The organism is Prauserella sp. PE36 (genome assembly GCF_003311655.1).
Taxonomy (GTDB): domain Bacteria; phylum Actinomycetota; class Actinomycetes; order Mycobacteriales; family Pseudonocardiaceae; genus Prauserella_A; species Prauserella_A endophytica.
Genome location: NZ_QEQT01000046.1, coordinates 126,565 through 149,546, shown reverse-complemented (window position 1 = coordinate 149,546; position 22,982 = coordinate 126,565). Strand labels below are relative to the sequence as shown.

General features: G+C 71.2%; 26 protein-coding genes. 13 read left to right on the top strand and 13 right to left on the bottom strand.

Features of this window, described 5'->3' with window-relative positions:
- A partial coding sequence (locus DI005_RS08945) for an aldehyde dehydrogenase family protein (protein WP_113641821.1) occupies positions 1–1,275 on the bottom strand: 1,275 nt, incomplete at its 3' end.
- A 113-nt stretch (positions 1,276–1,388) separates the two neighbouring features.
- Here DI005_RS08945 and DI005_RS08940 point away from each other — a divergent pair.
- Genes DI005_RS08940 through DI005_RS08930 form a run of 3 tightly spaced genes read left to right on the top strand, consistent with a single transcriptional unit; the run spans position 1,389 to position 3,952 of the window.
- A complete protein-coding gene (locus DI005_RS08940) occupies positions 1,389–2,153 on the top strand; it encodes an SDR family NAD(P)-dependent oxidoreductase (protein ID WP_113641820.1) in 765 nt (254 codons plus the stop codon).
- An 18-nt stretch (positions 2,154–2,171) separates the two neighbouring features.
- Positions 2,172–3,128, top strand: a complete 957-nt coding sequence (locus tag DI005_RS08935; protein ID WP_113641819.1) for an LLM class F420-dependent oxidoreductase — start codon at positions 2,172–2,174, stop codon at positions 3,126–3,128.
- Positions 3,080–3,952 carry an SDR family NAD(P)-dependent oxidoreductase gene (locus DI005_RS08930; RefSeq protein ID WP_113641818.1) on the top strand — a complete coding sequence of 291 codons (873 nt, stop codon included), beginning with the start codon at positions 3,080–3,082 and terminating at the stop codon, positions 3,950–3,952. Before DI005_RS08935 ends, DI005_RS08930 begins: the two co-directional genes overlap by 49 nt.
- Here the strand turns inward: DI005_RS08930 and DI005_RS08925 are convergent.
- A complete protein-coding gene (locus DI005_RS08925) occupies positions 3,902–4,873 on the bottom strand; it encodes a TIGR03621 family F420-dependent LLM class oxidoreductase (protein ID WP_113641817.1) in 972 nt (323 codons plus the stop codon). The two genes, DI005_RS08930 and DI005_RS08925, sit on opposite strands and share 51 nt — an antisense overlap.
- A gap of 61 nt (positions 4,874–4,934) precedes the next feature.
- On the opposite strand from DI005_RS08925, the gene DI005_RS08920 reads away from it, so the two are divergent.
- Genes DI005_RS08920 through DI005_RS08885 form a run of 8 tightly spaced genes read left to right on the top strand, consistent with a single transcriptional unit; the run spans position 4,935 to position 11,778 of the window.
- Complete coding sequence (locus DI005_RS08920) at positions 4,935–5,792, top strand: enoyl-CoA hydratase/isomerase family protein (RefSeq protein WP_113641816.1); 858 nt, start codon at positions 4,935–4,937, stop codon at positions 5,790–5,792.
- A gap of 15 nt (positions 5,793–5,807) precedes the next feature.
- A complete protein-coding gene (locus DI005_RS08915; protein ID WP_113641815.1) occupies positions 5,808–6,998 on the top strand; it encodes a CaiB/BaiF CoA-transferase family protein in 1,191 nt (396 codons plus the stop codon).
- A 32-nt stretch (positions 6,999–7,030) separates the two neighbouring features.
- Positions 7,031–8,323: an aromatic ring-hydroxylating dioxygenase subunit alpha gene (locus tag DI005_RS08910; protein WP_113641814.1), complete on the top strand. Its 1,293-nt coding sequence runs from the start codon at positions 7,031–7,033 to the stop codon at positions 8,321–8,323.
- A 10-nt stretch (positions 8,324–8,333) separates the two neighbouring features.
- Positions 8,334–8,675 carry a hypothetical protein gene (locus DI005_RS08905; RefSeq protein ID WP_113641813.1) on the top strand — a complete coding sequence of 114 codons (342 nt, stop codon included), beginning with the start codon at positions 8,334–8,336 and terminating at the stop codon, positions 8,673–8,675.
- Between the two features lie 14 nt (positions 8,676–8,689).
- Positions 8,690–9,526: a TauD/TfdA family dioxygenase gene (locus tag DI005_RS08900; RefSeq protein WP_113641812.1), complete on the top strand. Its 837-nt coding sequence runs from the start codon at positions 8,690–8,692 to the stop codon at positions 9,524–9,526.
- Positions 9,523–10,278, top strand: coding sequence for an SDR family NAD(P)-dependent oxidoreductase (locus DI005_RS08895; protein WP_113641811.1), 756 nt, complete (start codon positions 9,523–9,525; stop codon positions 10,276–10,278). Before DI005_RS08900 ends, DI005_RS08895 begins: the two co-directional genes overlap by 4 nt.
- Positions 10,279–10,300: 22 nt before the next feature.
- Positions 10,301–11,593, top strand: a complete 1,293-nt coding sequence (locus DI005_RS08890) for a cytochrome P450 (RefSeq protein WP_113641810.1) — start codon at positions 10,301–10,303, stop codon at positions 11,591–11,593.
- A complete protein-coding gene (locus tag DI005_RS08885; protein WP_113641809.1) occupies positions 11,590–11,778 on the top strand; it encodes a ferredoxin in 189 nt (62 codons plus the stop codon). The genes DI005_RS08890 and DI005_RS08885 overlap by 4 nt, the downstream gene beginning before the upstream one ends.
- Positions 11,779–11,823: 45 nt before the next feature.
- Here the strand turns inward: DI005_RS08885 and DI005_RS08880 are convergent, their stop codons facing one another.
- Genes DI005_RS08880 through DI005_RS08850 form a run of 7 tightly spaced genes read right to left on the bottom strand, consistent with a single transcriptional unit; the run spans position 11,824 to position 18,500 of the window.
- Positions 11,824–12,873 carry a ferredoxin--NADP reductase gene (locus DI005_RS08880; protein ID WP_113641808.1) on the bottom strand — a complete coding sequence of 350 codons (1,050 nt, stop codon included), beginning with the start codon at positions 12,871–12,873 and terminating at the stop codon, positions 11,824–11,826.
- 4 nt (positions 12,874–12,877) lie between these two features.
- Positions 12,878–13,738: an NAD(P)-dependent oxidoreductase gene (locus DI005_RS08875; RefSeq protein ID WP_113641807.1), complete on the bottom strand. Its 861-nt coding sequence runs from the start codon at positions 13,736–13,738 to the stop codon at positions 12,878–12,880.
- Positions 13,735–14,121 (bottom strand): carboxymuconolactone decarboxylase family protein, encoded by a 387-nt coding sequence (locus DI005_RS08870; RefSeq protein ID WP_113641806.1) that lies wholly within the window; start codon positions 14,119–14,121, stop codon positions 13,735–13,737. The genes DI005_RS08875 and DI005_RS08870 overlap by 4 nt, the downstream gene beginning before the upstream one ends.
- Before the next feature lie 8 nt (positions 14,122–14,129).
- The gene (locus DI005_RS08865) at positions 14,130–15,548 is read right to left on the bottom strand and encodes an aldehyde dehydrogenase (RefSeq protein WP_113641805.1); all 1,419 of its coding nucleotides are present in this window, start codon (positions 15,546–15,548) and stop codon (positions 14,130–14,132) included.
- Positions 15,545–16,327 carry an enoyl-CoA hydratase gene (locus tag DI005_RS08860; RefSeq protein ID WP_113641804.1) on the bottom strand — a complete coding sequence of 261 codons (783 nt, stop codon included), beginning with the start codon at positions 16,325–16,327 and terminating at the stop codon, positions 15,545–15,547. The genes DI005_RS08865 and DI005_RS08860 overlap by 4 nt, the downstream gene beginning before the upstream one ends.
- 15 nt (positions 16,328–16,342) lie before the next feature.
- The gene (locus DI005_RS08855; protein ID WP_113641803.1) at positions 16,343–17,518 is read right to left on the bottom strand and encodes an acyl-CoA dehydrogenase family protein; all 1,176 of its coding nucleotides are present in this window, start codon (positions 17,516–17,518) and stop codon (positions 16,343–16,345) included.
- Positions 17,502–18,500, bottom strand: a complete 999-nt coding sequence (locus tag DI005_RS08850) for an acyl-CoA dehydrogenase family protein (protein WP_113641826.1) — start codon at positions 18,498–18,500, stop codon at positions 17,502–17,504. Before DI005_RS08850 ends, DI005_RS08855 begins: the two co-directional genes overlap by 17 nt.
- Positions 18,501–18,621: 121 nt before the next feature.
- Between DI005_RS08850 and DI005_RS08845 the strand changes: the two genes are divergently transcribed.
- Positions 18,622–19,305: a TetR/AcrR family transcriptional regulator gene (locus tag DI005_RS08845; RefSeq protein ID WP_199542674.1), complete on the top strand. Its 684-nt coding sequence runs from the start codon at positions 18,622–18,624 to the stop codon at positions 19,303–19,305.
- Here DI005_RS08845 and DI005_RS08840 read toward each other — a convergent pair.
- Positions 19,286–19,840 (bottom strand): nuclear transport factor 2 family protein, encoded by a 555-nt coding sequence (locus DI005_RS08840; RefSeq protein WP_113641802.1) that lies wholly within the window; start codon positions 19,838–19,840, stop codon positions 19,286–19,288. The genes DI005_RS08845 and DI005_RS08840 overlap by 20 nt on opposite strands.
- A gap of 81 nt (positions 19,841–19,921) precedes the next feature.
- Here DI005_RS08840 and DI005_RS08835 point away from each other — a divergent pair, with 81 nt between their 5' ends.
- Positions 19,922–20,836: a TIGR03564 family F420-dependent LLM class oxidoreductase gene (locus DI005_RS08835; RefSeq protein WP_113641801.1), complete on the top strand. Its 915-nt coding sequence runs from the start codon at positions 19,922–19,924 to the stop codon at positions 20,834–20,836.
- A 10-nt stretch (positions 20,837–20,846) separates the two neighbouring features.
- On the opposite strand, the gene DI005_RS08830 is transcribed toward DI005_RS08835, so the two are convergent.
- The 3 genes from DI005_RS08830 to DI005_RS08820 are packed head-to-tail and all read right to left on the bottom strand — an operon-like array spanning position 20,847 to position 22,960.
- Positions 20,847–21,650 carry an SDR family NAD(P)-dependent oxidoreductase gene (locus tag DI005_RS08830; RefSeq protein ID WP_113641800.1) on the bottom strand — a complete coding sequence of 268 codons (804 nt, stop codon included), beginning with the start codon at positions 21,648–21,650 and terminating at the stop codon, positions 20,847–20,849.
- A 15-nt stretch (positions 21,651–21,665) separates the two neighbouring features.
- Positions 21,666–22,637, bottom strand: coding sequence for an LLM class flavin-dependent oxidoreductase (locus DI005_RS08825; protein ID WP_113641799.1), 972 nt, complete (start codon positions 22,635–22,637; stop codon positions 21,666–21,668).
- Entirely contained in the window at positions 22,634–22,960 is a 327-nt protein-coding gene (locus DI005_RS08820; protein ID WP_113641798.1) for a DUF1330 domain-containing protein, read from the bottom strand. The genes DI005_RS08825 and DI005_RS08820 overlap by 4 nt, the downstream gene beginning before the upstream one ends.
- Between the last annotated feature and the right edge of the window lie 22 nt (positions 22,961–22,982).

The following is a 22,982-nucleotide window of genomic DNA, read 5'->3' as shown; positions in this document are numbered from 1 at the left end:
GGCGCCGGAGAGTCCGTAGATGGAGTTGTTGGCGATCCGCACCGCGTCGTCCTCGTCCTCGTACGGAATCATCGCCAGCACCGGACCGAACACCTCCTCCTGCGCGAGCTCACTGTCCGGATCCACGTTCGCGAGAAGAGTCGGCGTGTAGAAAAACCCCGGGTCCACCTTCTCGCCACCGGTCACCAGCCTCGCCCCGGCCTCCACCGCCCGCCGCACCATCCCATCCACCTTGTCCCGCTGCCGCTCACTGATCAACGGACCCATGTACGTCTTCGGGTCCGCCGGATCGCCGTAGGAGACCTTGCGGAGGTACTTGGCGACGCTCTCGGCGATCGCGTCGTGCCGGTCCCTCGGCACGAGCAGGCGGGAGTTGAGCGCGCACCCCTGCCCGGAGTGCAGGCAGATGCCGAACGCCGCGTACATCGAGGCCGCCCTGACGTCGGCGTCGTCGAGCATGATCAGGGCCGACTTGCCGCCCAGTTCGAGGAAAACGCGCTTCACGGTGCCGCTCGCCGCGGCGAGGATCCGGCGCCCGGTGGCGGTGGAGCCGGTGAAGCTGACCACGTCGACGTCAGGATGCGTGGTGAGCAGTTCGCCCACCTCCACTTCGGATGACGTGAGCACATTGACCACGCCTGCCGGAATGTCGGTGTGCTCGGCGATCAGCTCCCCCAGCGCGAGCGTCACCAAGGGCGTGTCCGGCGCGCCCTTCAGCACCACCGTGCACCCGGCCGCGAGCGCGGGCGCGAGCTTCGCCAGGGCCAGCTGCAGCGGGAAGTTGTAGGGGATGATCGCGGCGACGACACCGGCGGCCTCCTTCTCGATCCAGCGGTGGTGCCGTTGGCCCTGGTACTCCGCCTCGCCGAGGTCCTCGGTGAGCGGGTGCTCGCGCAACAGCCCGGCGTAGTAGCCCACGAGCTCGACCGGTTCGTCCAGTTGCGCGCCGTGCGTCAGCATCCGCGGCGCGCCGACCTCGGCGATCGTCAGCTCCCGCAGCTCTTCCTTGTGCTCGCTCAGCGCGCGGTACAGCTGGTCAAGACACCGGATCCGCAACTCGACGTCCGCCGCCCAGCCCGTGGTGTCGAACGCTTTGCGCGCCGCGGCCACCGCCGCCTCGGCGTGCTCGACGCCCGCGTCCGGCGCCTCGCCGAGGACCGCACCGGTCGCCGGGTTGAGCGAGGGCGCTGTCCGCCGCGGCTCGACGAACCCTCCGTCGATCAGCAGGTGCCTGCTCGCGCTCAGCACCGAGGCTGCCTGGTCCTGGATCGCCATCCCGCCTCCTTGGGAAACGACGTTCTCATCTAAGGAGAACCTTACCTCACCGTTGTGGTCAATTGCGAGAACAACGTTTCCCATTATCGAGATCGAGCCTCTAAGGTGGCTGTATGGCTGATCATTCGACCGAGGGCAGGCTCGCCGGCAAGGTCGCCGTGGTCACCGGCGCGGGCTCCGGCATCGGCAGAGCGGCCGCCGTGCTGTTCGCGGGCGAGGGTGCCCGTGTCGTCTGCGCGGACCGCAGCGGTCACGAGAACGAGACGGCGGCCGAGATCGGCGCCGCCGCCGTCGCGGTGCGGGTCGACGTCGCGAGCGCGGCAGACGTCGCCGCGATGATCGACACGGCGGTCCGGCAGTTCGGGCGGCTCGACGTGCTGTTCAACAACGCCGGGTACGGCGGCGAGAGCAGGCCGCTCGCCGAGATCGACGAGGAGACCTTCGACGATCTCGTCGCGGTGAATCTCAAGGGCGTCTTCCTCGGCATGAAGTACGGGATCGCCGCGATGCTCGCCTCCGGCGGCGGCTCGGTGATCAACACCGCCTCCACGGCGGGAGTCGTGGGCTGGAAGGGCAAGGCGGCCTACTCGGCCGCGAAGGGCGGCGTCGTGCAGCTCACCAGATCGGCTGCGCTCGACTACGCCACGAAGAACGTGCGGGTCAACGCCATCTGCCCCGGCATGACGTGGACGGGACTGGCGAACGCCGATCCCGACGGCAGCTCCACGCCGCCCGAGGACCTGCGCCCGCCCCAGCCGATGGGCCGCTGGGGCCTGCCGAGGGAACTCGCGGCGGCGGCACTGTTCCTCGCCAGCGACGAGTCGTCCTTCGTCACCGGGACCGCGATCCCGGTCGACGGCGGCTACCTGGCCCGCTGACCGGGACACGAGGTGACGATGCGCTTCATCTTCCAATATCCCGAGGCCGGCGGCCCTGACGGCGACGCGCTCGCCGCCGGGCCACTGCACGAGGTGGCGGCCGCGGCGGAACGCGCGGGATTCGGCGGGCTTTCGCTCAGCGAGCACCCCGTGCCGGGAGCCCGCTGGCTCGCCTCCGGCGGCCACCAGACGCTGGACCCGTTCGTCGCGCTCGGCTACGCGGCCGCCGCGACACGACGGCTGCGGCTGCTCACCTATCTCGCGGTCGCGCCGTACCGGAACCCGTTCCTGCTCGCGAAGGCGGCGGCGACACTCGACCGGCTCTCCGGAGGGCGGCTGATCCTCGGGCTCGGCACGGGCTACCAGAAGAGCGAGTTCCATGCGCTCGGCGTCGACTTCGCGGAGCGCAACGCGCTGTTCGACGAGGTGCTGGATGTGCTCCCGCTGCACTGGAGCGGCGCGCCGTTCAGCTATCAGGGCAGGCATTTCAGCGCGCGCGACGTCGTCGCGCTGCCCCGCCCGGCGCAGGATCCGATCCCGGTCTGGATCGGCGGGAACTCGGCGCTCACCCGCCGCCGCGTCGCCGCGCGCGCCCAGGGCTGGATGCCGATGAGCGGCGGGGCCGAGCTGAGCACCACCGCGCGCACGCCCGCGCTCGGCTCACTCGACGAGCTGGCCACCACGATCGCCGCCCTGCGGGAACAGGCGAAGGGGCCGCACCCGATCGACGTCGCGTACTCCTACCAGGGCAAGGGAATCCACTCCCCCACGGTCGACGCGGACCGCCACCGCGAGGCGTTCGCGCGGATCGAGGACGCCGGCGTCACGTGGATCGTGGTGTCGAGTGGCACGCGCACCCCCGAGGCCACGTTCGAGTTCCTCGACGGCTTCGGCGCCACCTACCTGCGGGACGGGGGTGACGCGGGATGGGCTGGTTCGCCGAGCGAGCCGGGCTCGACGGCACCGTCGCGCTGATCACCGGCGGGGCGGGCGGGCTGGGCGAGGCGATCGCACTGGACCTCGCCGCCAACGGCGTGCGCCTCGCGGTGCTCGACCTCGACGGCGCGGCGGCCGGCGCTCTCAGGCAACGGCTGGACGGGCACGACGCGCTCGTGCAGGAGGGCGACGCCCGCGACCCCGACACGCTCGGTGCGCTGTTCGCCGGCGTGGACGCACGGTGGGGCAGGCTCGACACGCTCGTGAACCTCGTGGGCGGCACGTTCCGCGCGGCGTTCACCGACACCACGCCGAAAGGCTGGGACGCGCTGCTGCGCACGAACCTGCTGCACGTGCTGCACGCGTGCTCGCTCGCGGTGCCGCGCATGAGGGCCGGCGGGCGCGGCGGGAGCATCGTCAACGTCACCACCATCGAGGCGCACCGGGCGGCCCCGGGGTTCGCCGTGTACTCGGCGGCGAAGGCCGCGGTGGAGCAGTTCGCGAGGAGCCTCGCGGTCGAGCTCGCCCCGGACGGTATCCGCGTCAACAACATCGCGCCCGACTACACGCCGACACCCAACATGGCGCGGTTCGCGGGCAATGGCCACGAGGCCGGCGCGGGCGTCGGCGTGACGATCCCGATGGGCAGGGCGGGCCGGGTCACCGACGTGTCCGGCTGTGCGGTGTTCCTCGCGTCCGGGCTGTCCGCCTACGTCACGGGAACCACGCTGCACCCCGACGGCGGCACGTTCGCCTCGTCGGGGTGGCTCAACTGGCCGGGCTCGGGCTGGTCGACACAGCCGCCCCCGTCGCTACTGACCGGCGAGCCGGGCGGCGATGGGCGCGAAGGCGGCGAGCTGTGACTGCGGGACGCTGACATAGTTCACGCCCAGCGTGTCGCGACGCTCGCACAGCCGGTCGGCGATCTCCCCCGCCGACCCGACGAGCACGTTGGGGTGCTCCCGCAGGCCGTCGTCGGGCACCCGCATGCGCTCGGCCACCCGCGCGAGCGCCCCCTCCACGTCGCCGGTGACCTCGGTGAAGTACGGCGAGCTCTCGATGTCGAGTCCGGCGAAGCGCTCGCCCGCGGCCTCCCGGACGAAACCCAGCCTGCGCGCCGCCTCCTGGTGCGGGGTCAGGCCGTTTGCGTCGACGGGGTCGAATGGCACGTTGGAGATGCTCACGATGTCGGCCTCGCGCGCGGCCAGCGACAGCACGCGTCTGCGCCCGCCGCCGATCATGATCGGCGGGTGCGGCCGCTGCACCGGCAGCGGCAGGCCCGTGTAGCCGGTCGCGGTGGAGAACTCGCCGCGGTGGTCGAGTTCGCCGCCCGCCCAGTGCGCCTTGACGAGCGCGACCACCTCGGTGAGCTTCGCGACCCGCTGCGGCGCGGGCGCGAACGGGACTCCCATCGCGCGGTACTCCGGTTCGCTCCAGCCCGCGCCGATGCCGAACTCCAGTCTGCCGTCGGAGAGCAGGTCCAGCGTGGCCGCTTCCTTCGCAAGCACCGCGGGCACGTGGTAGTCGGCGCAGAAGACACGGCAGCCAACGCGGAGCGTCTCGGTGACCGCCGCCGCGGTCGCGATCGCGGCGATCGGCGCGAGGTGCTGCGGAGGCAGTCTCGCCTCCCGGCTCGCGGGCCCCCGGCCCACGTAGTGGTCGGCCACGAACAGCGTGGAGAACCCGAGGTCCTCGGTCCTCCTGGCGAGGTCACGCCATTCGGCCGCCGAGGTCGCCCTGGTGGCCTGCACCGCGAAGCGGAAGGAACGCGTCTTCGTCGTCACCCCTTGAGAATATCATCTCCATATCGGAGAATGTGCTTCTCCGATGGTGGAAGGGGCACGGATGGTCAAGCGGACGAGGTTCAGCGAGTACCAGAACCGGTACGCCAACTACCGGTTCGAGCTGAGCGAGGACGGCATCCTGCTCATGCAGTGCCACACCGACGGCGGCAGCCTCGTGTGGGACTGGAAGGCGCACGACGAGATGGCCGACGCCTTCGCCGATGTCGCGGGCGACCGCGAGATCAAGTGCCTGATCCACACGGGAACCGGCGAGAACTACAACGCGGACTGGGGACTGCTGCCGAACGGCGAGCCACCCGAAGAGCCCGTCTACCAGGCAATGCCGGGTGAGCGCGGGCTGTGGAAGCTCGACGAGAAGGCCTGGTACAACCGCAATCTCCAGTTCAACGTCCTCGATGTCGACGTGCCGATGATCAGCGCCGTCAACGGGCCCTGCAACATCCACTCCGAGGTCCCGCTCATGGGCGACATCGTGCTCGCTTCCGAGGACGCGTGGTTCCAGGACGTCTCGCACTTCCCCCGGGGCCAGGTGCCCGGCGACGGGCAGCACATCATCTGGAACTTCCTCTGTGGACACAACCGCGGCCGCTACCTGCTGCTCACCGGCAAGAAGCTCAGCGCACAGGAGGCGCGCGACTGGGGCGCCGTGGCCGAGGTGCTGCCGAAGGACCAGCTGCTCGACCGGGCCTGGGAACTCGCGCACGAGCTCGTGAAGCGCCCTCCTCTCGTGCTGCGCTACACCCGCCAGCTGTTCACCCAGGAACTCAAACGCGCCTTCCTCAACGAGGTCGGCCACGGCGTCGCCCGCGAGACCTACGCCCAGCGCGGGTTCTTCCCGTTCGGCGGCGGCATGGAACCGCTCGACCGGGCGTGGGACGACAAGCCCTGGTCGGGCTGACGGGAAGCGCGAACCATGCACGCACTCGACGGCATCCGGGTTCTCGATCTGGGGACCTACCTGGCCGGCCCGTTCTGCGCGACCGTGCTCGGGGAGTTCGGTGCCGAGGTCATCAAGGTCGAACGACCGGGCACCGGCGACAACCTGCGCCGCTTCGGCACCCCGACCGCGTGCGGCGACACGCTCGTGTGGCTCAGTGAGAGCCGCAACAAGCGGTCGGTCACGATCGACCTCGGCGACCCGAGGGGCACCGAGCTCGCCAGGGAGCTGATCGCCGGCGCGGACGTGGTGATCGAGAACTTCCGACCCGGCGTGCTGGAGCGCCTGAACCTCGGCTACGACGTCATCCAGGAGCTGAACCCGCGCGCGATCCTGTTGCGTGTCTCGGCCTACGGGCAGTCCGGGCCCAACCGGGACCTGCCCGGCTTCGCCAGGATCGCCCACGGCTTCTCCGGGCTGGCGTTGCTGGCGGGCGAGCCCGGCGGTCCACCAGTGACGCCCGGCTCGACGTCGCTGGCCGACTACGTCACCGGGCTCTACGGCGTGATCGGCGTGCTGCTGGCGCTGCGCGCCAGGGAGACCACGGGACGTGGGCAGTGCATCGACCTCGCGCTGTACGAGACGATCTTCCGCGCGCTCGACGAGCTGGTGCCCGCGTACCAGCAGTCGGGGTTCGTCCGGGAGCGGATGGGCGCCGACACGGTGAACGTCCTGCCCCACAGCCACTACCGCACCGGTGACGGGCACTGGATCGCGATCGCGTGCACCAACGACGACATGTTCGCCAGGCTCGCCAAGGCCATGGAACAGCCCGAGCTGGCGGACCCCGGCGAGCTGGGCACCACACCGGCGAGGCTCGCCGCCCGCGACCGGGTCAACGAGCTGGTGTCCGCCTGGGTCGCAACGCTGACCCGCGACGCCGTGCTCGCCCGGTGCCGCGAGGCGCAGGTGCCCGCGGGACCGCTGCACTCGGTCGCCGACATCTTCGCCGATCCCCAGTACCGGCACCGCGAGAACATCGTCCTCGCCGACTCCCGGATCGGGGCCGTGGCCGTGCCCGGCGTGCTCCCGTCGCTGTCGGACACCCCCGGCGAGATCCGCTGGCTCGGCCCCGCGCTCGGCGCGGACACCGACGACGTGCTCACCGGCCTGCTGCACCGCACCGAGGCCGAGATCGCCCGCCTGCGCGCGGATGGCGTCGTCTGAACTCGAACCCAACAGGGAGGAAGGCGGAAGCCATGACAGGCATCCAGGAACGGCTGGCCACGGGGAAGGGCAAGTTCACCCCGCTGTACCCGGAGCTGGGCACCGGCCCGGTGAGCTACGAGGACTCGATCTCGCAAGAGTTCTTCGAGGCCGAGCGCGACGCGGTGTTCCGGCGCTCGTGGCTGAAGGTCGGCCGCGTGGAACAGGTGCCGAGGACCGGCAGCTACTTCACCAGGGACCTGCCGGGGCTCGGCTCGATCGTGGTGGTGCGGCAGGCGGACGGCTCCGTGGCCGCGTTCCACAACGTCTGCGCACACCGCGGCAACAAGGTCGTGTGGCAGGAGCATCCTGGTGAGGAGACGAAGGGCGTCTGCCGGGAGTTCTCGTGCAAGTACCACGGCTGGCGGTACGGGCTCGACGGCCGCGTCACGCACGTCACCAACGAGGAGCAGTTCTTCGGGCTCGACAAGGGCGCCCTCGGCATGCCGAAGGTCCACTGTGACACGTGGGCCGGGTTCGTCTTCGTCAACTTCGCCAGGGACGCCGAACCGCTGAGCGGCTTCCTCGGCGACCGCATGCTCGAGCTTGAGAGCTACCCGTTCGGCGAGATGACCCAGCACTTCGGCTACAAGACCCGCATCAAGGGCAACTGGAAGCTCTCGATCGATGCGGTGCTGGAGTGGTACCACCCGCCGTACGTGCACGGCCGGTTCATCGACCCCGACGTCTCGAAGGCGGAGAAGCTCGTTCCCCCTGTGGACGCCTACCACTACGACATCTTCGAACCGCACATGCTCACGTCCGTGCCGGGGCCGCCGCCGCTGCCGCCGCGCGAGCCGGGTGCGCTCGGCCCCGCCAGGCGCGACCAGAAATGGGTGTACCGGCTCTTCCGCGCGGGGCTGTTCGGCCCCGACGACGTGCCGGACGTCGGGCCGCTGCCGGAGGCGCTCAACAAGGGCCGGATCAACTCGTGGGGCAACGACTCCTTCTGGCTGTTCCCCAACTTCTCCTTCCAGATCTGGGCGCGGAACTTCTACATCACCTACCAGTACTGGCCCGAGAGCCTCGACTCGCACACCTACGAGCTCGACATCTACTTCCCCCCGCCGCGCAACGCGCAGGAGCGGCTGGCGCAGGAACTGGTGGCGGACAGCACGATCGAGTTCGCGATGCAGGACTCCAACACGGTCGAGGCCACCCACTCGGCGCTGGCGACCCGCGCCAACGGGCAGTTCCACCTCTCCGACCAGGAGCTGCTGATCCGCAACTTCCACAAGGTCATCCGCGACGCGGTGGCCGCGCACCAGAGCTCGGGCGACAGGTAGGAGCGAACCGATGACGAACCAGGCCACCCCACTGCCCGAGTCGTTCCGCGAGCTCGAGCCCTACGTCGCGGACTGGGCGCTGCCGACACGCCAGGAGCGCTACGACATGCGGCTGTCGAAGACCATCGACGAGCTCGGCGAGTTCTACGACGCCATCGCCCCGCGAGCAGAGGAGGCGATCGGCTACCTCAACGAGCTGGACCTGAACGACCTGCCCGGCGACGCCACGCGCCTGCTGCACCTGCTGTACTCGATGGTCCTGGTGTCCTATCCGGTCAACGTCTTCAAACAGCCCAGGATCCCCGACTCCGGCGCAGCGTTCTTCGACACGGTCGCCGAACCTTCGGTCTGAAAAGGACAGCAAGCATGGGAAGCACCGTCACCGAACTGACCCCCACCACCGGTGTGGAGATCACCGGGCTGTCCGGCGCCAAACTGGTCGACCGCGGCGTGGCCGACGAGTGCCTCGCGGCGCTCGACCGGCGCGGCGTCGTGGTGTTCCGCGAGGCCGCGGTGGACGACGACCAGCTGGTCGCCTTCAGCCGCCTGCTCGGCGAGGTCGTGCCGCTGCCGATGGGCGGCGACAAGGCACACCCCGAGATCCAGCGCATCACGCGGGATCCCGCCAAGAGCAAGCTGGCCGCCTACCGCGAGGCCACCTTCTTCTGGCACATCGACGGCACCACCGACGAGGTGCCCAACAAGGCCACGGTGCTGACCGCACGACAGGTGTCCGACGACGGCGGCGGGGACACCGAGTTCGCCAACACCTTCGCCGCCTTCGAGGCACTCCCGGCCGCCGAGAAGGCCGAGCTGGAGGGGCTGCGGGTGGTGCACAGCTTCGCCGCCTCGCAGCTGCTGGTGCAGCCGAACCCGTCGCCGAAGGAACGCGCCGCGTGGGACCGCAACCCCGTGCGCGAGCACCCCTTGGTCTGGACCCGCCGCAACGGCCGCAAGTCGCTGCTGGTCGGCGCCACGGCGGGTGAGCTCGTCGGCCGCGAGCCCGGGGAGGGCAAGGCGCTGCTCGACCGGCTGCTCACGTGGGCGACCCAGCCGAGGTTCGTGCTGCGGCACCGCTGGCGGCCGGGCGACCTCGTGGTGTGGGACAACACGGGCATGCTCCACCGCGCGCTGCCCTACAGCGCCACGTCCGCACGCCTGATGCACCGGACTTCACTCGCGGGCGAGGAGAAGGTCGCATGAGCCTGCGGCGCACCGCGCTCGTCACGGGCGGCGGCTCCGGCATCGGGCGGGCGATCGCGTTGCGGCTCGGCGCCGACGGGTTCGCCACCGCCGTGCTCGACCTCGACGCCGAGGCGGCCGAGCGGGTGGCGGTGGAAGCGCGGGACAAGGGCTACGAGGCGCGGGCGTTCGGCGGGGTCGACGTGTCCGACCGCGCCCAGGTGGACGCCGCGGTGCGGGAGGTCCACGACAGTCTTGGCCCCGTACTGGTGCTCGTGAACAACGCGGGCCTGACCGGGTTCAAGAAGTTCCTGCACATCACCGACGAGATCTGGGACCGGATGCTGGCGGTGAACCTCAGCGGTCCCTTCTACTGCGCGCAGGCGGTGGTGCCGGACATGGTCGAGGCCGGCTGGGGCCGCATCGTCAACATCTCCTCGTCCAGCGCGCAGTCGGGCCAGCAGTTCATGACGCACTACGTGGCGTCGAAGGCGGGCCTCGTAGGGCTCACCAAAGCGCTGGCGCTGGAGCTGGGCCCGCGGGGGATCACCGCGAACACCATCCCGCCCGGGTTCGTCGACACCCCGATGCTGCGCGCGTCGGAGGAACACGGGCTGCTCGGCGGGACCGTCGACCACCACGCCGAGCTGACACCGGTGCGACGGCCCGGCAGGCCCGAGGACATCGCCGCCGCCTGCGCCTTCCTCGTCTCCGAGGAAGCGGGCTACGTCACGGGGCAGGTCATCGGCGTCAACGGCGGACGCAACACCTGACATCGGAGGGAACGGACACACGGTGAAGGATTTCGAATCGATCGACTTCTTCCGCGACGACGCGGTCGTCACGGACCCGTACCCCTACTACGAGCAGCTGCGCTCCCGCTGCCCCGTACACCGCGAGCCGCACCACGACGTGCTGATGGTGACCGGCTACGACGAGGCCGTGCAGGTGTTCCACGACGCCGACACGTTCTCCTCCTGCGTGTCGGTGACGGGGCCGTTCCCCGGTTTCCCGGTGCCGCTGGAGGGCGACGACGTCAGCGAGCTGATCGAGCAGCACCGGGACAAGCTGCCGATGAGCGACCAGCTGCCCACGCTGGACCCGCCCACGCACACCGACCACCGGGCCCTGCTGATGCGGCTGATCACCCCGAAGCGCCTCAAGGAGAACGAGGCCGAGATGTGGCAGCTGGCCGACGGGCTGCTGGACGAGTTCCTCGCCGACGGCGCGGGCGAGTTCATCAACGGCTTCGCGGGCCCGTTCACGCTGCTCGTGATCGCCGACCTGCTCGGTGTGCCTCCGGAGGACCGTGACGAGTTCGCCTCGTCGCTGCGGGGGCCGTCCCACTCCGGCGGCGGCATCGGGGGTATGGGCAAGGAGGCACTGGCGCACAACCCGCTGGAGTTCCTGTACTCGACGTTCACCGCCTACCTCGAACAGCGGCGCCGCGAGCCCCGCGAGGACGTGCTCACGGGGCTGGCGACGGCGACGTTCCCGGACGGCTCGACGCCCGACGTCATGGACGTGGCGCGCGTGGCGGCGAACCTGTTCTCCGCGGGCCAGGAGACCACCGTCCGGTTGCTCGGTTCCGCGCTCAAGGTGCTCGCCGAGCGCAAGGACATCCAGGACCTGCTGCGCACGGAGCGCGACCGGATTCCGAACTTCATCGAGGAGACGCTGAGGATCGAGAGCCCCATCAAGGGCGACTTCCGGCTCTCGCGGGTGCCCACCACGGTCGGGGGGGTCGACATACCTGCCGGCAGCACGGTGATGGTGCTGACCGGTGCGGCCAACCGTGATCCGCGTCAGTTCACCGATCCGGCGACGTTCGATCCGGCGCGCCCGAACGCCCGGCGGCACATCGCGTTCGGCCGGGGCATCCACACGTGTCCCGGCGCGCCGCTGGCCAGGGCCGAAGCGCGGGTGACGATCGAGCGGCTGCTCGACCGCACCACCGACATCCGGATCTCCGAGCGCGAGCACGGGCCCGGCGATTCCCGTTCCTACCGGTACCTGCCGACATTCATCCTGCGCGGGCTCGCGAAGCTGCACCTGGAGTTCACGCTCACCGGGGAGGACTCACGGTGAGGGTCGCGGTGGACGAGGACCGCTGCCGGGGACACGGGGTGTGCTGCGCGATCTGCCCCGGCGTGTTCGTGCTGAGCGACGACGGCTACGCGGAGGTGCCCGAACCCGAGGTGCCCTCCGCGCTGGAGCACGCGGCCCGCGAAGCTGCGGACAGCTGTCCCGAACGCGCGATCACGCTGAGCTGACAACGGGCCGCGACGCCGGCGAACACCCCGTCGCGGCCCGTCCGGCTAGAAAGCCTCGTACTCCACGGTGACCGATCCGGGTCCCTGCGGCAATGCCTGGCAGGTCAGCACCCAGCCCTCGGCCACCTCCTCCTCCGTCAGCGCGTTGTTGGCCCGCATGGTCGCCGATCCGTCCCGCAGCACGGCCATGCACGTGGCACAGTTGCCGGCCTCGCACGAGAACGGCGGTTGCAGCCCGCCCCGCCGGGCCGTCTCCAGCACCGTGTCGCCCGCCTTGTAGGCGACGGTGGTCTTCTTGCCGTTGAGGATGAGCGTCACCGCCTCGGGCACCTCGGGCCCGGCCGCTCGCTGTTCCGGCTCGGCCGGGGCCGCGTCGCCGAACCGCTCGACGAGGATGCGCCCGGGGTCGGCCCCGGTGGCGCGCAACGTCGACTCCACGAGGTCCATGAACGGCGCCGGCCCGCAGACGTAGTAGTCGGCGCCGGCCGACGCTCCCGCGAACTCGGTGACCGCGCCGGCGTCGGGGTAGCCGTCCACGGAGTCGTGGTGGTGCCGCACCTCCAGCCGGTCCGGGTAGCGCTCACGAAGCCGGTCCAGCTCCCCGGCGAAGATCACCGACTCCGGGTTCCGGTTGGCGTAGAAGAGGCGCACCGTCCGGTCGGTGGCGGCCAGCACGCTCTTGGCTATCGACAGCACGGGTGTCACGCCGCTTCCACCGCAGAACGCGACCACCGGGTGCCCGCCTTCGCGTGGGCAGAAGACACCGGCCGGTCTGGTGAGCTCGAGGACGTCGCCCTCGGCCACGGTGTCGTTGAGCCAGTTGGACACCACGCCGCCGGGGACGCGCTTGACGGTGACGGTCAGGTCGTCGCCGGTGTCCGGGGCGCTCGACATCGAATAGGACCTCAGCTGCTCGGTACCGTCCACTGTGACCCGGAAGGTGCAGAACTGTCCCGGCAGGTACCGGAACGTCTCCGCCAGCTCGGCGGGCACCTCCAGGACGAACGAGCGGGTGTCCGGGGTCTCCTGGACGATCCGCGTCACGCGCAGGGTGTGGTAGCCGTGCGCCCGCCGTACGTCGTCGCGGTCAACCATGGCGTCAGGAACCTTCCACGAAGGGGTAGATGCGCGTGAAGTCCGCTCCGGGCTCGGCGTCGGCGAACCGTTCCCACACCCCGGCCGTCACCGCGCCGATCGAGGACGGCCCGCCCTGCTCGCCGACCGCGTTCAGATAGAGCTGGACGTCCTTGGTCATGAGCGAGTTGCTGAAGCCCGACGCGTAGCGGCCGGTGAGCACATGGTTGGGGAACTTGTCGCTGGTCGCCGTGTTGCGCCCGCTGGCCGAGTCGAGCACGGTGAGCATCGTCTCCAGATCGAGCCCCACCGACCGGCCGAACGCGACAGCCTCGCTGGTGGCGGCGAGCGCGGTGGCCGAAAGGAAGTTGTTGGCTAGCTTGAGCGCCTGCGCCATGCCGGGCCGCTCCCCGACCCGGAAGCGCCGGTCGCTCAGCCCCGCGAGCACCGGCTCCACCTCCGCGCACGCGTCCCGCGATCCGGCATACATGACGGCGAGGGTGCGGGCTCGCGCCCCGGCGGGGCCTCCCGACACCGGCGCGTCGACATAGCCGACCCCACCCTCGCCGAGCAGCGCGCCGATGGTCCGCGCGGCGGTGACCCCGACCGTCGATGTGTCGACAACGTGCCGGGCGCACCGGCCCTCCGCGGCCAGCAGCTCGCGGGCCACCTGCTCGGACGCCTTGCCGTCGGGCAGGCTGAACACCACGACGCCGGCGCGCCGTGCGACCTCGGCCACCGACGCGACGTACGTGCTGCCCTCGGGTGCGCGCTCCGGCCCCAGCGCGTCGTGGGCGACGACGGCGAGACCCGCGTCCACCAGGTTCGCAGCCAGCGCTCCTCCCATGTTGCCGAGGCCGATGATTCCGACGCCGGGCACTGTCATGCTCCACTCCCCCGTTCCGCCCGCAAAGCCTTGACCACCCGCCGGGCCGAGATCCCCGCCGGTGCGCCGCAGTAGGCCGCGACCTGGAACAGCAGCTCGTCGATCTCCTCGTCGGTGACGCCGGTCCTCGGAGTGCTGCTCGCGTGCAGCCGGAACTCCTCCATACGGCCGAGCGCCGCGGTCATGGCCAGCACGAGCAGGCTCCGGTCGCGCGGGCTGAGCGCACCGCCGCGGGTCCAGACTCCCCACGCCATCGACGTGATGTAGTCCTGGAACTCCGCCGAGACCGGGTCGGGATCGGCCGTGGCCCGGTCGACGTAGGCGTCGCCGAGCAGCCGCCTGCGCAGGGCCCGCGCGGCCTCCAGCTGTCCGTTCTCGTCCATGGTCCTCCTCAGTGCAGCGCGAGACTGACGGTCTTGGTCTGGGCGTACTCGTGCAGTGCCTCGATGCCCTTCTCCCTGCCGTGGCCGCTCTGTTTGAACCCGCCGAACGGTGTCTCGATGGTGAGCGGGCCGCCGTTCACCGCCACCTGGCCCGCGTCGATCCGTTCGGCAAGCCGCAACCCCCTGGCGACGTCTCCGCTCCAGACGGCGGCGGCGAGGCCGTAGTCGGTGTCGTTGGCGAGCGCGAGGGCCTGCTCCTCGTCGGCGAACGGCATGGTGACCAGCACCGGGCCGAAGATCTCCTGGCGGGCGAGCCGCGACTGCGGCGGCACTCCCGCGTAGACGGTCGGGCGCACATAGAAGCCGCGCGCCGCGGGGCCGTCGTCGTAGGCCGCTCCCCCGGTGGCGGGCACCATGCCCTCGGCGGCCGCGTCCGCGAAGTGGCCGAGCACCTTGCGGTACTGGGCCTCGGTCACCATCGGTCCGAAGTGGACGCCGGGTTGGAGGCGCGCGACCGACTCGGTCACCCTCGCCACCACCTCGTCGTGCACGGACGCCTCCACGAGCAGGCGGGTGGTGGCCGAGCACACCTGGCCCGCGTTGGCGGCCACGGCACCGGAGGCGGCCGCGGCCGCGCGGTCCAGTTCGGCGTCGGCGAACACCACCACGGGCGACTTACCGCCGAGCTCGAGCGTCACCGGGATCAGGCGGTCCGCCGCGATCGCGGCGAGGTGCCGCCCGGTGGCGACCGATCCGGTGAACGCGATCCGCCGCACCGAGGGATGGGCCGCCAGCGGTGTGCCCACGGCGCGGCCGGTTCCGGTGACCACGTTGAGCAACCCGTCGGGCAGCCCCGCCTCCGTGGCGAGGCGGGCGAGCAGGAGCGTCGACGCCGAGGTGAACTCCGACGGCTTGGCCACCACGGCGTTGCCCACCGCGAGGGCGGGCGCGAGCGCACGGCACGCCTGGTTCAGCGGGAGGTTCCACGGCGTGATCACCGCGACCACCCCGTACGGCTCGAGCCGGGTGTAGGTGTGGTTGGTGCCGCCGAGGTCGATCGTGCGGCCCGCATGCGCGCGCAGGATCCCCGCGTAGTAGCGGAAGTAGGCGGCCGAGGTTTCGACCTCCGTCCGCAGCTGGGCTGCGACCTTGCCGGTGCACGCACGCTCCAGCTCGGCAAGCTCGCCGGAGTGTGCCTCCACGGCGTCGGCGATCCGGTGCAGCACCTCCGACCGTTCGGCCGAGGGACGGCGGGCCCACGCGGGCTGCGCGGCCGAGGCCGCCGCGACGGCGATGTCCACATCGGACGCCGAGCCCGCGGCCACCTCGGCCCCCGGTTCACGTGTGGCGGGATCGACGGCCGCGAGGTAGGAGCCGCTCGCCGGGCGCACGGCCTTGCCTCCGATCCAGTGGTCGTGGCGGGTCACTCGATCTTCGCCTTCATCTCGCCGAGCTTGGCCAGGATGGGATAGCCGGTGACGCTGAGCGCGTTGCCGTGGCCGGTCTGGTGGATGTCGAACGCGGACTGGATGGCGGCGTGGAAGCCCTGTACGTCCAGCGTCTGGTTCACCGCGCGCTTGGCCTGGCGCAGCCCGAACGGCGGCATCGCGGCGATGCGGCCCGCCAGCGCGGTGGTCTCGGCGTCGAGCCGCTCGCGCGGCACCACCCGGTTGACCATCCCGGCTTGCTCAGCCTCGGCCGCGGTGACGGGGCGGCCGGTGAACAGGATCTCCTTGGCCTTGCGCGCTCCGAGTTCCCACGTGTGCCCGTGGTACTCGACGCCGCCGATGCCCATCATGGCCACGGGGTCGGAGAACAGCGCGTCCTCGGCGGCGACGATCAGGTCGCACGGCCAGCACAGCATCAGCCCGCCCGCGATGCATCGGCCCTGTACCGCGGCGATCGAGGGCTTGGGCACGTTGCGCCAGCGCAGCGTGTACTCCAGGTACCGCCGGGACTCGGCCCCGTAGATCCACTCCAGGGTGATCTCCTCAGGCGAGGGCCAGCGGTCGTTGAGGTCGTGGCCCGCGGAGAAGTGCTTGCCCTCCGCGCGCAGCACGATCACCACGACGTCCTCGTCCTCGGCCGCCTTCGTCCAAGCGGCGTCGAGCTCGTCGAGCAGCGCCGTGTTCTGCGCGTTGGCGGCCTCGGGCCGGTCGAGGGTGATGGTGGCGATCTTGTCCGCCACCTCGTAACCGATGTACATGCGCGGCTTCCTCTTTCAGCGTCGGGGCAGGCCGAGCACCCGCTCGGCGACGATCGTGCGTTGGATCTCGGACGTGCCGCCGGCGATCGTGCCGGCGAAACTGCGGGCGTAGCGCTCGAACCAGCTGGCGAGCATGGTCTCCGACTGCAGGTGCGTGTACGGCGCGGTCAGCGCCGGATGGGCGAGCCCTTCGGGGCCCGCCGAGGACAGCGCCCGCTCCAGTGCCCGCTGCGCCGCCTCGGAGCCGAGCAGCTTCAGCACCGACAGCCCGGCGACGTCCTGCTCGCCCCTGGCCGCTTTGGACAGTGCCGCGGACCCGAGCAGGCGCAGCGCGTAGGCGTCCATCACGGCCGTCGCATAGGCGTCCTCGTCGAGCGATCCGGCAGGCTCGAAGTCACGGAGGAACTCGTCGAGCCGTTCCCCGAAGCTCAGCCACAGCAGGGTCCGCTCGTGGCCGAGCGAGCCGTTGGCCACCCGCCATCCCTCGTTCAGCGGGCCGACCAGGTTCGCGACCGGAACGCGGACGTCCTCGAAGAACACCTCGTTGAAGTCCACGTCGTGCGAGCCGATGATCGAGGCGAACGGCCTGCGCGTCACCCCCGGCGTCCCGGTCGGAATCAGCAGCACGCTGATCCCCTTGTGCTTCGGTGCGTCGGGATCGGTGCGCACGAACGTCAGCAGCACGTCCGCGTCGTGTGCGCCCGAGGTCCAGACCTTCTGGCCGTTCACCACGAAGTGGCCGCCGTCCTGCACGGCCCGCGTGCGCAGCGACGCGAGGTCCGATCCCGCGCCCGGCTCGCTCATGCCGAGCGAGGCCGTGATCTCGGCCCGCAGGATCGGCACCGCCCACCGTCGCTTCTGCTCCTCTGTGCCGAACGACAGCAGCGACGCTGCGACGATGCCCACGCCCTGCGGGTTGAAGCTGTGGTAGATGCGCCTGCGGGAGAGCTCCAGCAGGTGCACGTACTGCTGCACGAGCGTGGCGTCGCGCCCACCGTACTCGGGCGGGTTGCCTGGCAGCAGCCAGCCGTGGTCGAACTGCAGCCGCTGCCATCGCCGTGCCCACTCGGGCACGTCCGAACTGGACCGGGAGGCCCGGTCCGCCTCCGCCGCGGGCGGCAGGTGCTCGTCGAGGAACGCCGCGAACTCCGCGCGGAAGTCCTCCACCTCGGCGTCAAAGCTCAACCGCATGGCACTCCTTCGCGATCAGCGCCCTGTGCTCGGCCGCGCCGCCGAGCAGCTGCTCTCCCGTCATGGCGCGTTTCAGGGCGAACTGCAGGTCGTTCTCCCACGTGAAACCCATCGCGCCGAACAGCTGGAGTCCGTGGCGCACCACGAGCGATTGGCACTCTCCCGCCGCGGCCTTCGCCATCGCGGCGGCCACGCGGCGACGTGGGTCGTCGGCGGCGATGGTCAGCGCCGCGAAGTAGGCGAGCGCCCTGGCCCGCTCCACGGCCACGTGCATGTCGGCCGCCTTGTGCTGCACTGCCTGGAACGAGCCGATGGGCGCGCCGAACTGGTGGCGCGTGCGCACGTGCTCCAGCGTGAGGTCGAGAATCCGCCTGCATGCCCCGACCATCGTCGCCGCCATCCCGGCGAGCGCGATGTGCCGCGCCCGCGCGGGATCGGCACCGGTGCGTCGCTCCTGTCCCACGCGGACGCCGTCGAACGTGACGTCGGCGAGGTGCAGCACGGGGTCGAACACTGAGGTCCGCGTGGCGGTCACCTCGGCCGCGTCGACCACGAAGACACCCCCGCCGGTGACCACGGCCAGCCGGTCGGCCCGGTCGCCGTCGAGCACGTGCCGCGCGGTGCCGGTCAGCACCCAGCCTCGGCCGTCGGCGCGTGCGGTGACGCCGCCGAGCACGGCGGTACCGCTCTGTCCCGGCTCGCCGGCACCGGAGGCGAGCGGGGCGAACTGCGTCATCGTGGCCAGGTAGGGCGTGGGATCGGTGGCGCGGCCCAGTTCCTCCAGCACGATCGCCAGCTCGACGGCCTCGGCCGGATCGGTCAGCTCGGTCCAGCCCAGACCGGTGTAGACCTTCCACAGCGCCGCGGTGTCCGCGCCGTCGTCGGCGACGGCGCGGATCAGCGCGGGCGGGCATTCCTTGGCCACGACGTCGCGTACTGAGTCCTGCCACAGCCGCTGGTCCGGGTCGAACTCGAAGAGCATCCCGGCCTCCTCACCCACCGTTGCGGATTCACTGGTCGGAGAATAGCATTCTCATATATGGAAAGTAAGAGTTTCGCCGATGAACCGGTGAGCCGCCGGCTCATGCAGTAATGTCCCTTCGATGGCGCAGAGGCGGGATCCGCTGATGAGCAGCGTGAGCGAAGAGCCGGTCTGGAAGCAGCGCGCGGTCGAGCGATCGACCCAGGCCGCGAAGGCCAGGGCGGAGCAACGGCTGGAACGGTTTCTCGACGCCGCCCAGCTGATCATGAACGAGAAGGGCAGTACCGACTTCACGGTCCAGGAGGTCGTGGACCGGTCCCGCCAGTCACTGCGCAGCTTCTACCTGCACTTCGACGGTAAGCACGAGCTGCTGCTGGCCCTCTTCGAGGACGCACTCAACGACACCGCCGAGCAGATCCGCACCAGCGCCGCCGAGTACTCCGATCCGCTCGACCGGCTCGAGGTCGGCGTCCGGCTGCTGTTCGACCTGTGCAGGCTGAGCCCCGCCGCCCAGCGCCCGCTGTTCACCGACTTCGCCTCGCAGCTGCTCATCTCGCATCCGGCAGAGGTCAAGCTCGCGCACTCGAACCTGCTCTCGGTGCTCACGGAGCTGCTCGCCGACGCGCAGGAGGCAGGGCTGCTGCGCACCGCGGTCAAGCCCCGCCGCACGGCGGCACTGATCATGCAGACGGTGATGTTCAACGCGCAGTCGAGCGGCTCGGACGACGACAACGGCGGCCATCCCATCACCGCGGAGGAGATCTGGACCTTCTGCGCGTTCGGCGTCACGCGCCGTCCGGACTGACGCCCGGCGGGCGCTGGTAGGACAGGTCCTTCCGGTCCCGCGTCCCGCTCGGATAGCCCTGCCGCTGAAAGAACTCCGTGCGGAGCACCGAGGCGTCCGCCGTGAACATCAGCTCGACGGTGGAGCGCCGCAGCGCGATCCGCCAGACTCCGTCGCGCTTCTCCAGCCGGTCGAGGTACCGGCCAGCGATCAGCTGGGCCGTCGCCCCGTCGCGGCCCAGCATCGCGACGAGGGAGTAACTCTCGCAGTGGGCCACGTCGCCGTCGATCTCACACGTGTGGGTCGTGATGTTGTGCAGGTGGCTGAGCGACGTGGCCGCGTGCGTGCGGTTGGCCCACTCCGCGTACGCGAGGCCCGGATTGGTGGTGCGGCCGTGCTCGTCGACGCCGTCCTCGTGATACGCGGCGGTGATCAGCTCGACGTCGTGCCGATCGCAGCCCCGCGCGTGCCGGGCGATGCAGTCGAGGATCTCGGCGCGGTCCTTCAGGTACCGGACGTCGCGCCGCAGGCGCTCCAGCTCGTCGTCTGTGCTCATGCGACAGGCGCTCCCTTTGCTCGGCGACAGTGCGAGAGTATCATTCTCGCAAATCGATATCGATATTCTTCAGGAGGCACCGTGCGCATCGGCCTGACCGGCGGCGGGTCGTCGCCCGAGCGGATCGTCCAGCAGGCCCGGCGGGCGGAGGCCGACGGGTTCAGCTCGCTCTGGTTCGCGAGCCTCGTCGAAGGCGATCCCCTCGTGGCGATGGCGCTCGCCGGACGGGAGACCTCGGAGATCGAGCTCGGCACGGCGGTGGTGCAGACCTATCCCTGTCATCCGCTGCTGCAGGCGAACCGGGCCGCGTCCGTGGTGAGCGCCATGAACCGGCCCGGCTTCACGCTCGGAATCGGTCCCTCGCACGAACCGCTGATCCGCGGTGCCTACGGCTTTTCCTACGACCGTCCCGGCCGCAACACCGAGGAGTACGTCCGAATCCTGTGTGGACTCCTGCGCGGCGACGCCGTGGACTTCACCGGCGAGGACTGGACGGTACACAGCGACGGCCGGATGCGGGCGCTCCCGCATCCCGTGCCGGTGCTCGTCTCCGCGCTGGGTCCCCGGCTGCTGCGGGTCGCGGGCGAGTACGCCGACGGGACGGTGCTGTGGATGGCACCCGCACGGGCCATCGAGTCCCACGTCGCCCCGAGGCTCCACGCCGCGGCGGAGTCGGCGGGGCGGCCCGCACCGCGCATGGTCGCCGGCCTGCCGGTGGCCGTCCACGACGACGTGGACGAGGCACGCGCGGCGGCGGCACAACGCGCCGCGGGCTACGACGGTCTCCCGAACTACCAGCGCATCCTGGGCCTCGGCGGGGCGGGCAGCCCCGCCGAGGCCGCGATCGTGGGCGACGAGAAGTCGGTACGCACCCAGCTGTGTGCCCTCATCGACGCCGGGGCCACCGACATCTGGGCCGACGTCTTCCCCGTCGGCGACGACAGGGCAGCATCCCGGCGCCGGACCCTCGACCTGCTCCGCGAACTGCTCGCGTAGCCGAGCCTGGTCACGGCTCCAGGTCCGACAGCAGCGCGTCCACACGGGCACGGGCGCGGTCGAGCACTCCGTGACCGGGTGCCACGTGCACGCGCCCGGCCTCCACGGCCGCGATCGCGGACTCGGCGACCTCGCGCGGTGTGAGGATCCCCCCGGCCCTGGCCGCCACGCTCCGCATCGAGGCGCCGGGCGGAAGCTCGATCGCGCCGAGTGCAGCCGAGTTCCGCCCCAGCGGGGTGTCGACGAGTCCTGGGCACAGCACGGTCGCTCCGAGCCCCTCGGCCGCCTGCTTGAGCTCGGCGTCGAGCGTCTCGGTGAGGCCCACGACGGCGTGCATGGTCGTCGTGTACGGCGTGCGACCGGGCAGCGGCGCGAGCCCGCCGGACGAGGCGGTGTTGAGGATGTGCCCCGTGCCCTGCTTGACGAGGAGCGGCGCGAACGCCCGCACCCCGTGCACGACGCCGAGCAGTTTCACGGCGATCATCCGCTCCCACGTGCGCAGCTCCTGTTCCCACAGCGGCGCGCCGGGCGACACGAGCCCGGCGTTGTTGCACACCAGATCGACCCGCCCGTAGGACTCGAGCGTCACGCGGGCCAGCCGGTCGACCGCGGCCGGGTCGCAGACATCGGCCGTGACGGTGACCACCTCGGCCCCGGCGGCGCGGAGCCCGTCGGCCGCCGGGGCGAGCGCGTCGTCCCGGATGTCGGAGAGGACGAGCCGGACGCCGCGCGCGGCCATCGCCTCGGCGAGGCCGAGCCCGATCCCGCTCGCCCCGCCGGTGATCACCGCGACCGCGTTCCGCTCGATACGCATGGTCGTTCCTTTCGGTCAGGCCTTCGCGGCCGCGAAGGCTCGCAGTTCCCTGGGCACGTCGGGGCCGGTCGGGGTGTAGATGATCTCCCGGAAGCCGTGTCCGGCGAGCCGGGCGAGCCGTCCGCGGGTGCGTTCCACGTCGCCGACCATCGTCCGGACGTCAAGGTGCTCGAGCAGGGAACGGTCGCGCTCGGTGAGGTGGGTGACGTGCCCCTCGAAGGTCAGCAGGTGCCGCTCGCCGTCAGGGGCGAGCGCCTCGAGCCGCTCGCGCCAGGCGCGACCACCGGGCAGCGCGTCGACCGCCACGGCCCCGCCCTTGGCGTACGCCTCGTGCCAGCCGACCACCCGCCACGGTCCGATGGCCTCCCGCACCCGGCTCGATCCGGGTTCCTCGCCGGGGTCGAGCACGGTACCGGAGACGATCGTCGCGGTGGGCAGGCGCGGGTGGGGCGGGCCGATGACGCCGTCGGCGACCTCGCCCGCGAGCTCGGCGCCCCGGGGACCGAACGCGCTGAGCCACAACGGAACGCGGACCGGCCGGGATGCGGCCAGGCCCGGAGCGTGCAGCATCCTGGCCCGTTGACCGTCCACGGTGGCCACCTTCCCAGCCAGCAGCTCGCGGACGCCGGTGACGTGGTCGCCCAGTGCGCGCAGGGTCAGCGGGCGCTGGCCTGCCGCCACGCGCGCGGTGAAGCCCGTGCCGAAGCACGCGCGGAACCGCCCGTCCGAGATCCGCGCGATGGTCGCGATCGCGGAAGCCATCGTCGGCACCGACCGCTGGCCGGGCACGAGGACCGCGGTGGCGAGCCCGATCCGCGTCGTCCGCTCGGCGGCGCGGGCCAGGTGCACGAAGGTGTCCTCCCACAACGGCGCCGAGTCGAAGCTCCACACCCTGGTGTAGCCCAGATCCTCGGCCAGCACGGCCAGCTCGGCGAAGTCCGGCCCTGGCGGGAGCCCGCAGGACAGCTCGAACGCCTGCGCGCTCATGTCCGCCGGCTCGAACCGGAGCGGTGCGGCGGTTCGAAGCCCGCGAGGATCACGGCGTTGGTCCGGGCCGCCGCGAGGCGCAGGGGCTTGGCCTTCTCGTACTCGGGCGAGGTGTACCAGGCGCGAGCCGCCGCCACCGACTCGAACTCCAGCACCACGGTCCGGTCGCCGTGCCAGGTCCCTTCCAGCGTCTGCGGACCCGGATCCGCCGCCAGCACCCGCGCGCCTGAGGCCGCCAGCGCCGGTGCCGAGGCCCGGCCGTAGGCGGCCATGCCCGCTTCGTCCTCGATGGCCTCGGTCAGGATGACATACGCCTTCGGCATCAACTCTCCTCGTGAGAATTAG

Excerpts from the sequence above, each read along its gene's own strand:
- DI005_RS08940 (WP_113641820.1), top strand. The coding sequence starts at position 1,389 with ATGGCTGATCATTCGACCGAGGGCAGGCTCGCCGGCAAGGTCGCCGTG.
- DI005_RS08935 (WP_113641819.1), top strand. The coding sequence starts at position 2,172 with ATGCGCTTCATCTTCCAATATCCCGAGGCCGGCGGCCCTGACGGCGAC.
- DI005_RS08930 (WP_113641818.1), top strand. The coding sequence starts at position 3,080 with ATGGGCTGGTTCGCCGAGCGAGCCGGGCTCGACGGCACCGTCGCGCTG.
- DI005_RS08920 (WP_113641816.1), top strand. The coding sequence starts at position 4,935 with ATGGTCAAGCGGACGAGGTTCAGCGAGTACCAGAACCGGTACGCCAAC.
- DI005_RS08915 (WP_113641815.1), top strand. The coding sequence starts at position 5,808 with ATGCACGCACTCGACGGCATCCGGGTTCTCGATCTGGGGACCTACCTG.
- DI005_RS08910 (WP_113641814.1), top strand. The coding sequence starts at position 7,031 with ATGACAGGCATCCAGGAACGGCTGGCCACGGGGAAGGGCAAGTTCACC.
- DI005_RS08905 (WP_113641813.1), top strand. The coding sequence starts at position 8,334 with ATGACGAACCAGGCCACCCCACTGCCCGAGTCGTTCCGCGAGCTCGAG.
- DI005_RS08900 (WP_113641812.1), top strand. The coding sequence starts at position 8,690 with ATGGGAAGCACCGTCACCGAACTGACCCCCACCACCGGTGTGGAGATC.
- DI005_RS08895 (WP_113641811.1), top strand. The coding sequence starts at position 9,523 with ATGAGCCTGCGGCGCACCGCGCTCGTCACGGGCGGCGGCTCCGGCATC.
- DI005_RS08880 (WP_113641808.1), bottom strand. The coding sequence starts at position 12,873 with ATGGTTGACCGCGACGACGTACGGCGGGCGCACGGCTACCACACCCTG.
- DI005_RS08875 (WP_113641807.1), bottom strand. The coding sequence starts at position 13,738 with ATGACAGTGCCCGGCGTCGGAATCATCGGCCTCGGCAACATGGGAGGA.
- DI005_RS08870 (WP_113641806.1), bottom strand. The coding sequence starts at position 14,121 with ATGGACGAGAACGGACAGCTGGAGGCCGCGCGGGCCCTGCGCAGGCGG.
- DI005_RS08860 (WP_113641804.1), bottom strand. The coding sequence starts at position 16,327 with ATGTACATCGGTTACGAGGTGGCGGACAAGATCGCCACCATCACCCTC.
- DI005_RS08855 (WP_113641803.1), bottom strand. The coding sequence starts at position 17,518 with ATGCGGTTGAGCTTTGACGCCGAGGTGGAGGACTTCCGCGCGGAGTTC.
- DI005_RS08850 (WP_113641826.1), bottom strand. The coding sequence starts at position 18,500 with ATGCTCTTCGAGTTCGACCCGGACCAGCGGCTGTGGCAGGACTCAGTA.
- DI005_RS08845 (WP_199542674.1), top strand. The coding sequence starts at position 18,622 with ATGGCGCAGAGGCGGGATCCGCTGATGAGCAGCGTGAGCGAAGAGCCG.
- DI005_RS08840 (WP_113641802.1), bottom strand. The coding sequence starts at position 19,840 with ATGAGCACAGACGACGAGCTGGAGCGCCTGCGGCGCGACGTCCGGTAC.
- DI005_RS08830 (WP_113641800.1), bottom strand. The coding sequence starts at position 21,650 with ATGCGTATCGAGCGGAACGCGGTCGCGGTGATCACCGGCGGGGCGAGC.
- DI005_RS08825 (WP_113641799.1), bottom strand. The coding sequence starts at position 22,637 with ATGAGCGCGCAGGCGTTCGAGCTGTCCTGCGGGCTCCCGCCAGGGCCG.
- DI005_RS08820 (WP_113641798.1), bottom strand. The coding sequence starts at position 22,960 with ATGCCGAAGGCGTATGTCATCCTGACCGAGGCCATCGAGGACGAAGCG.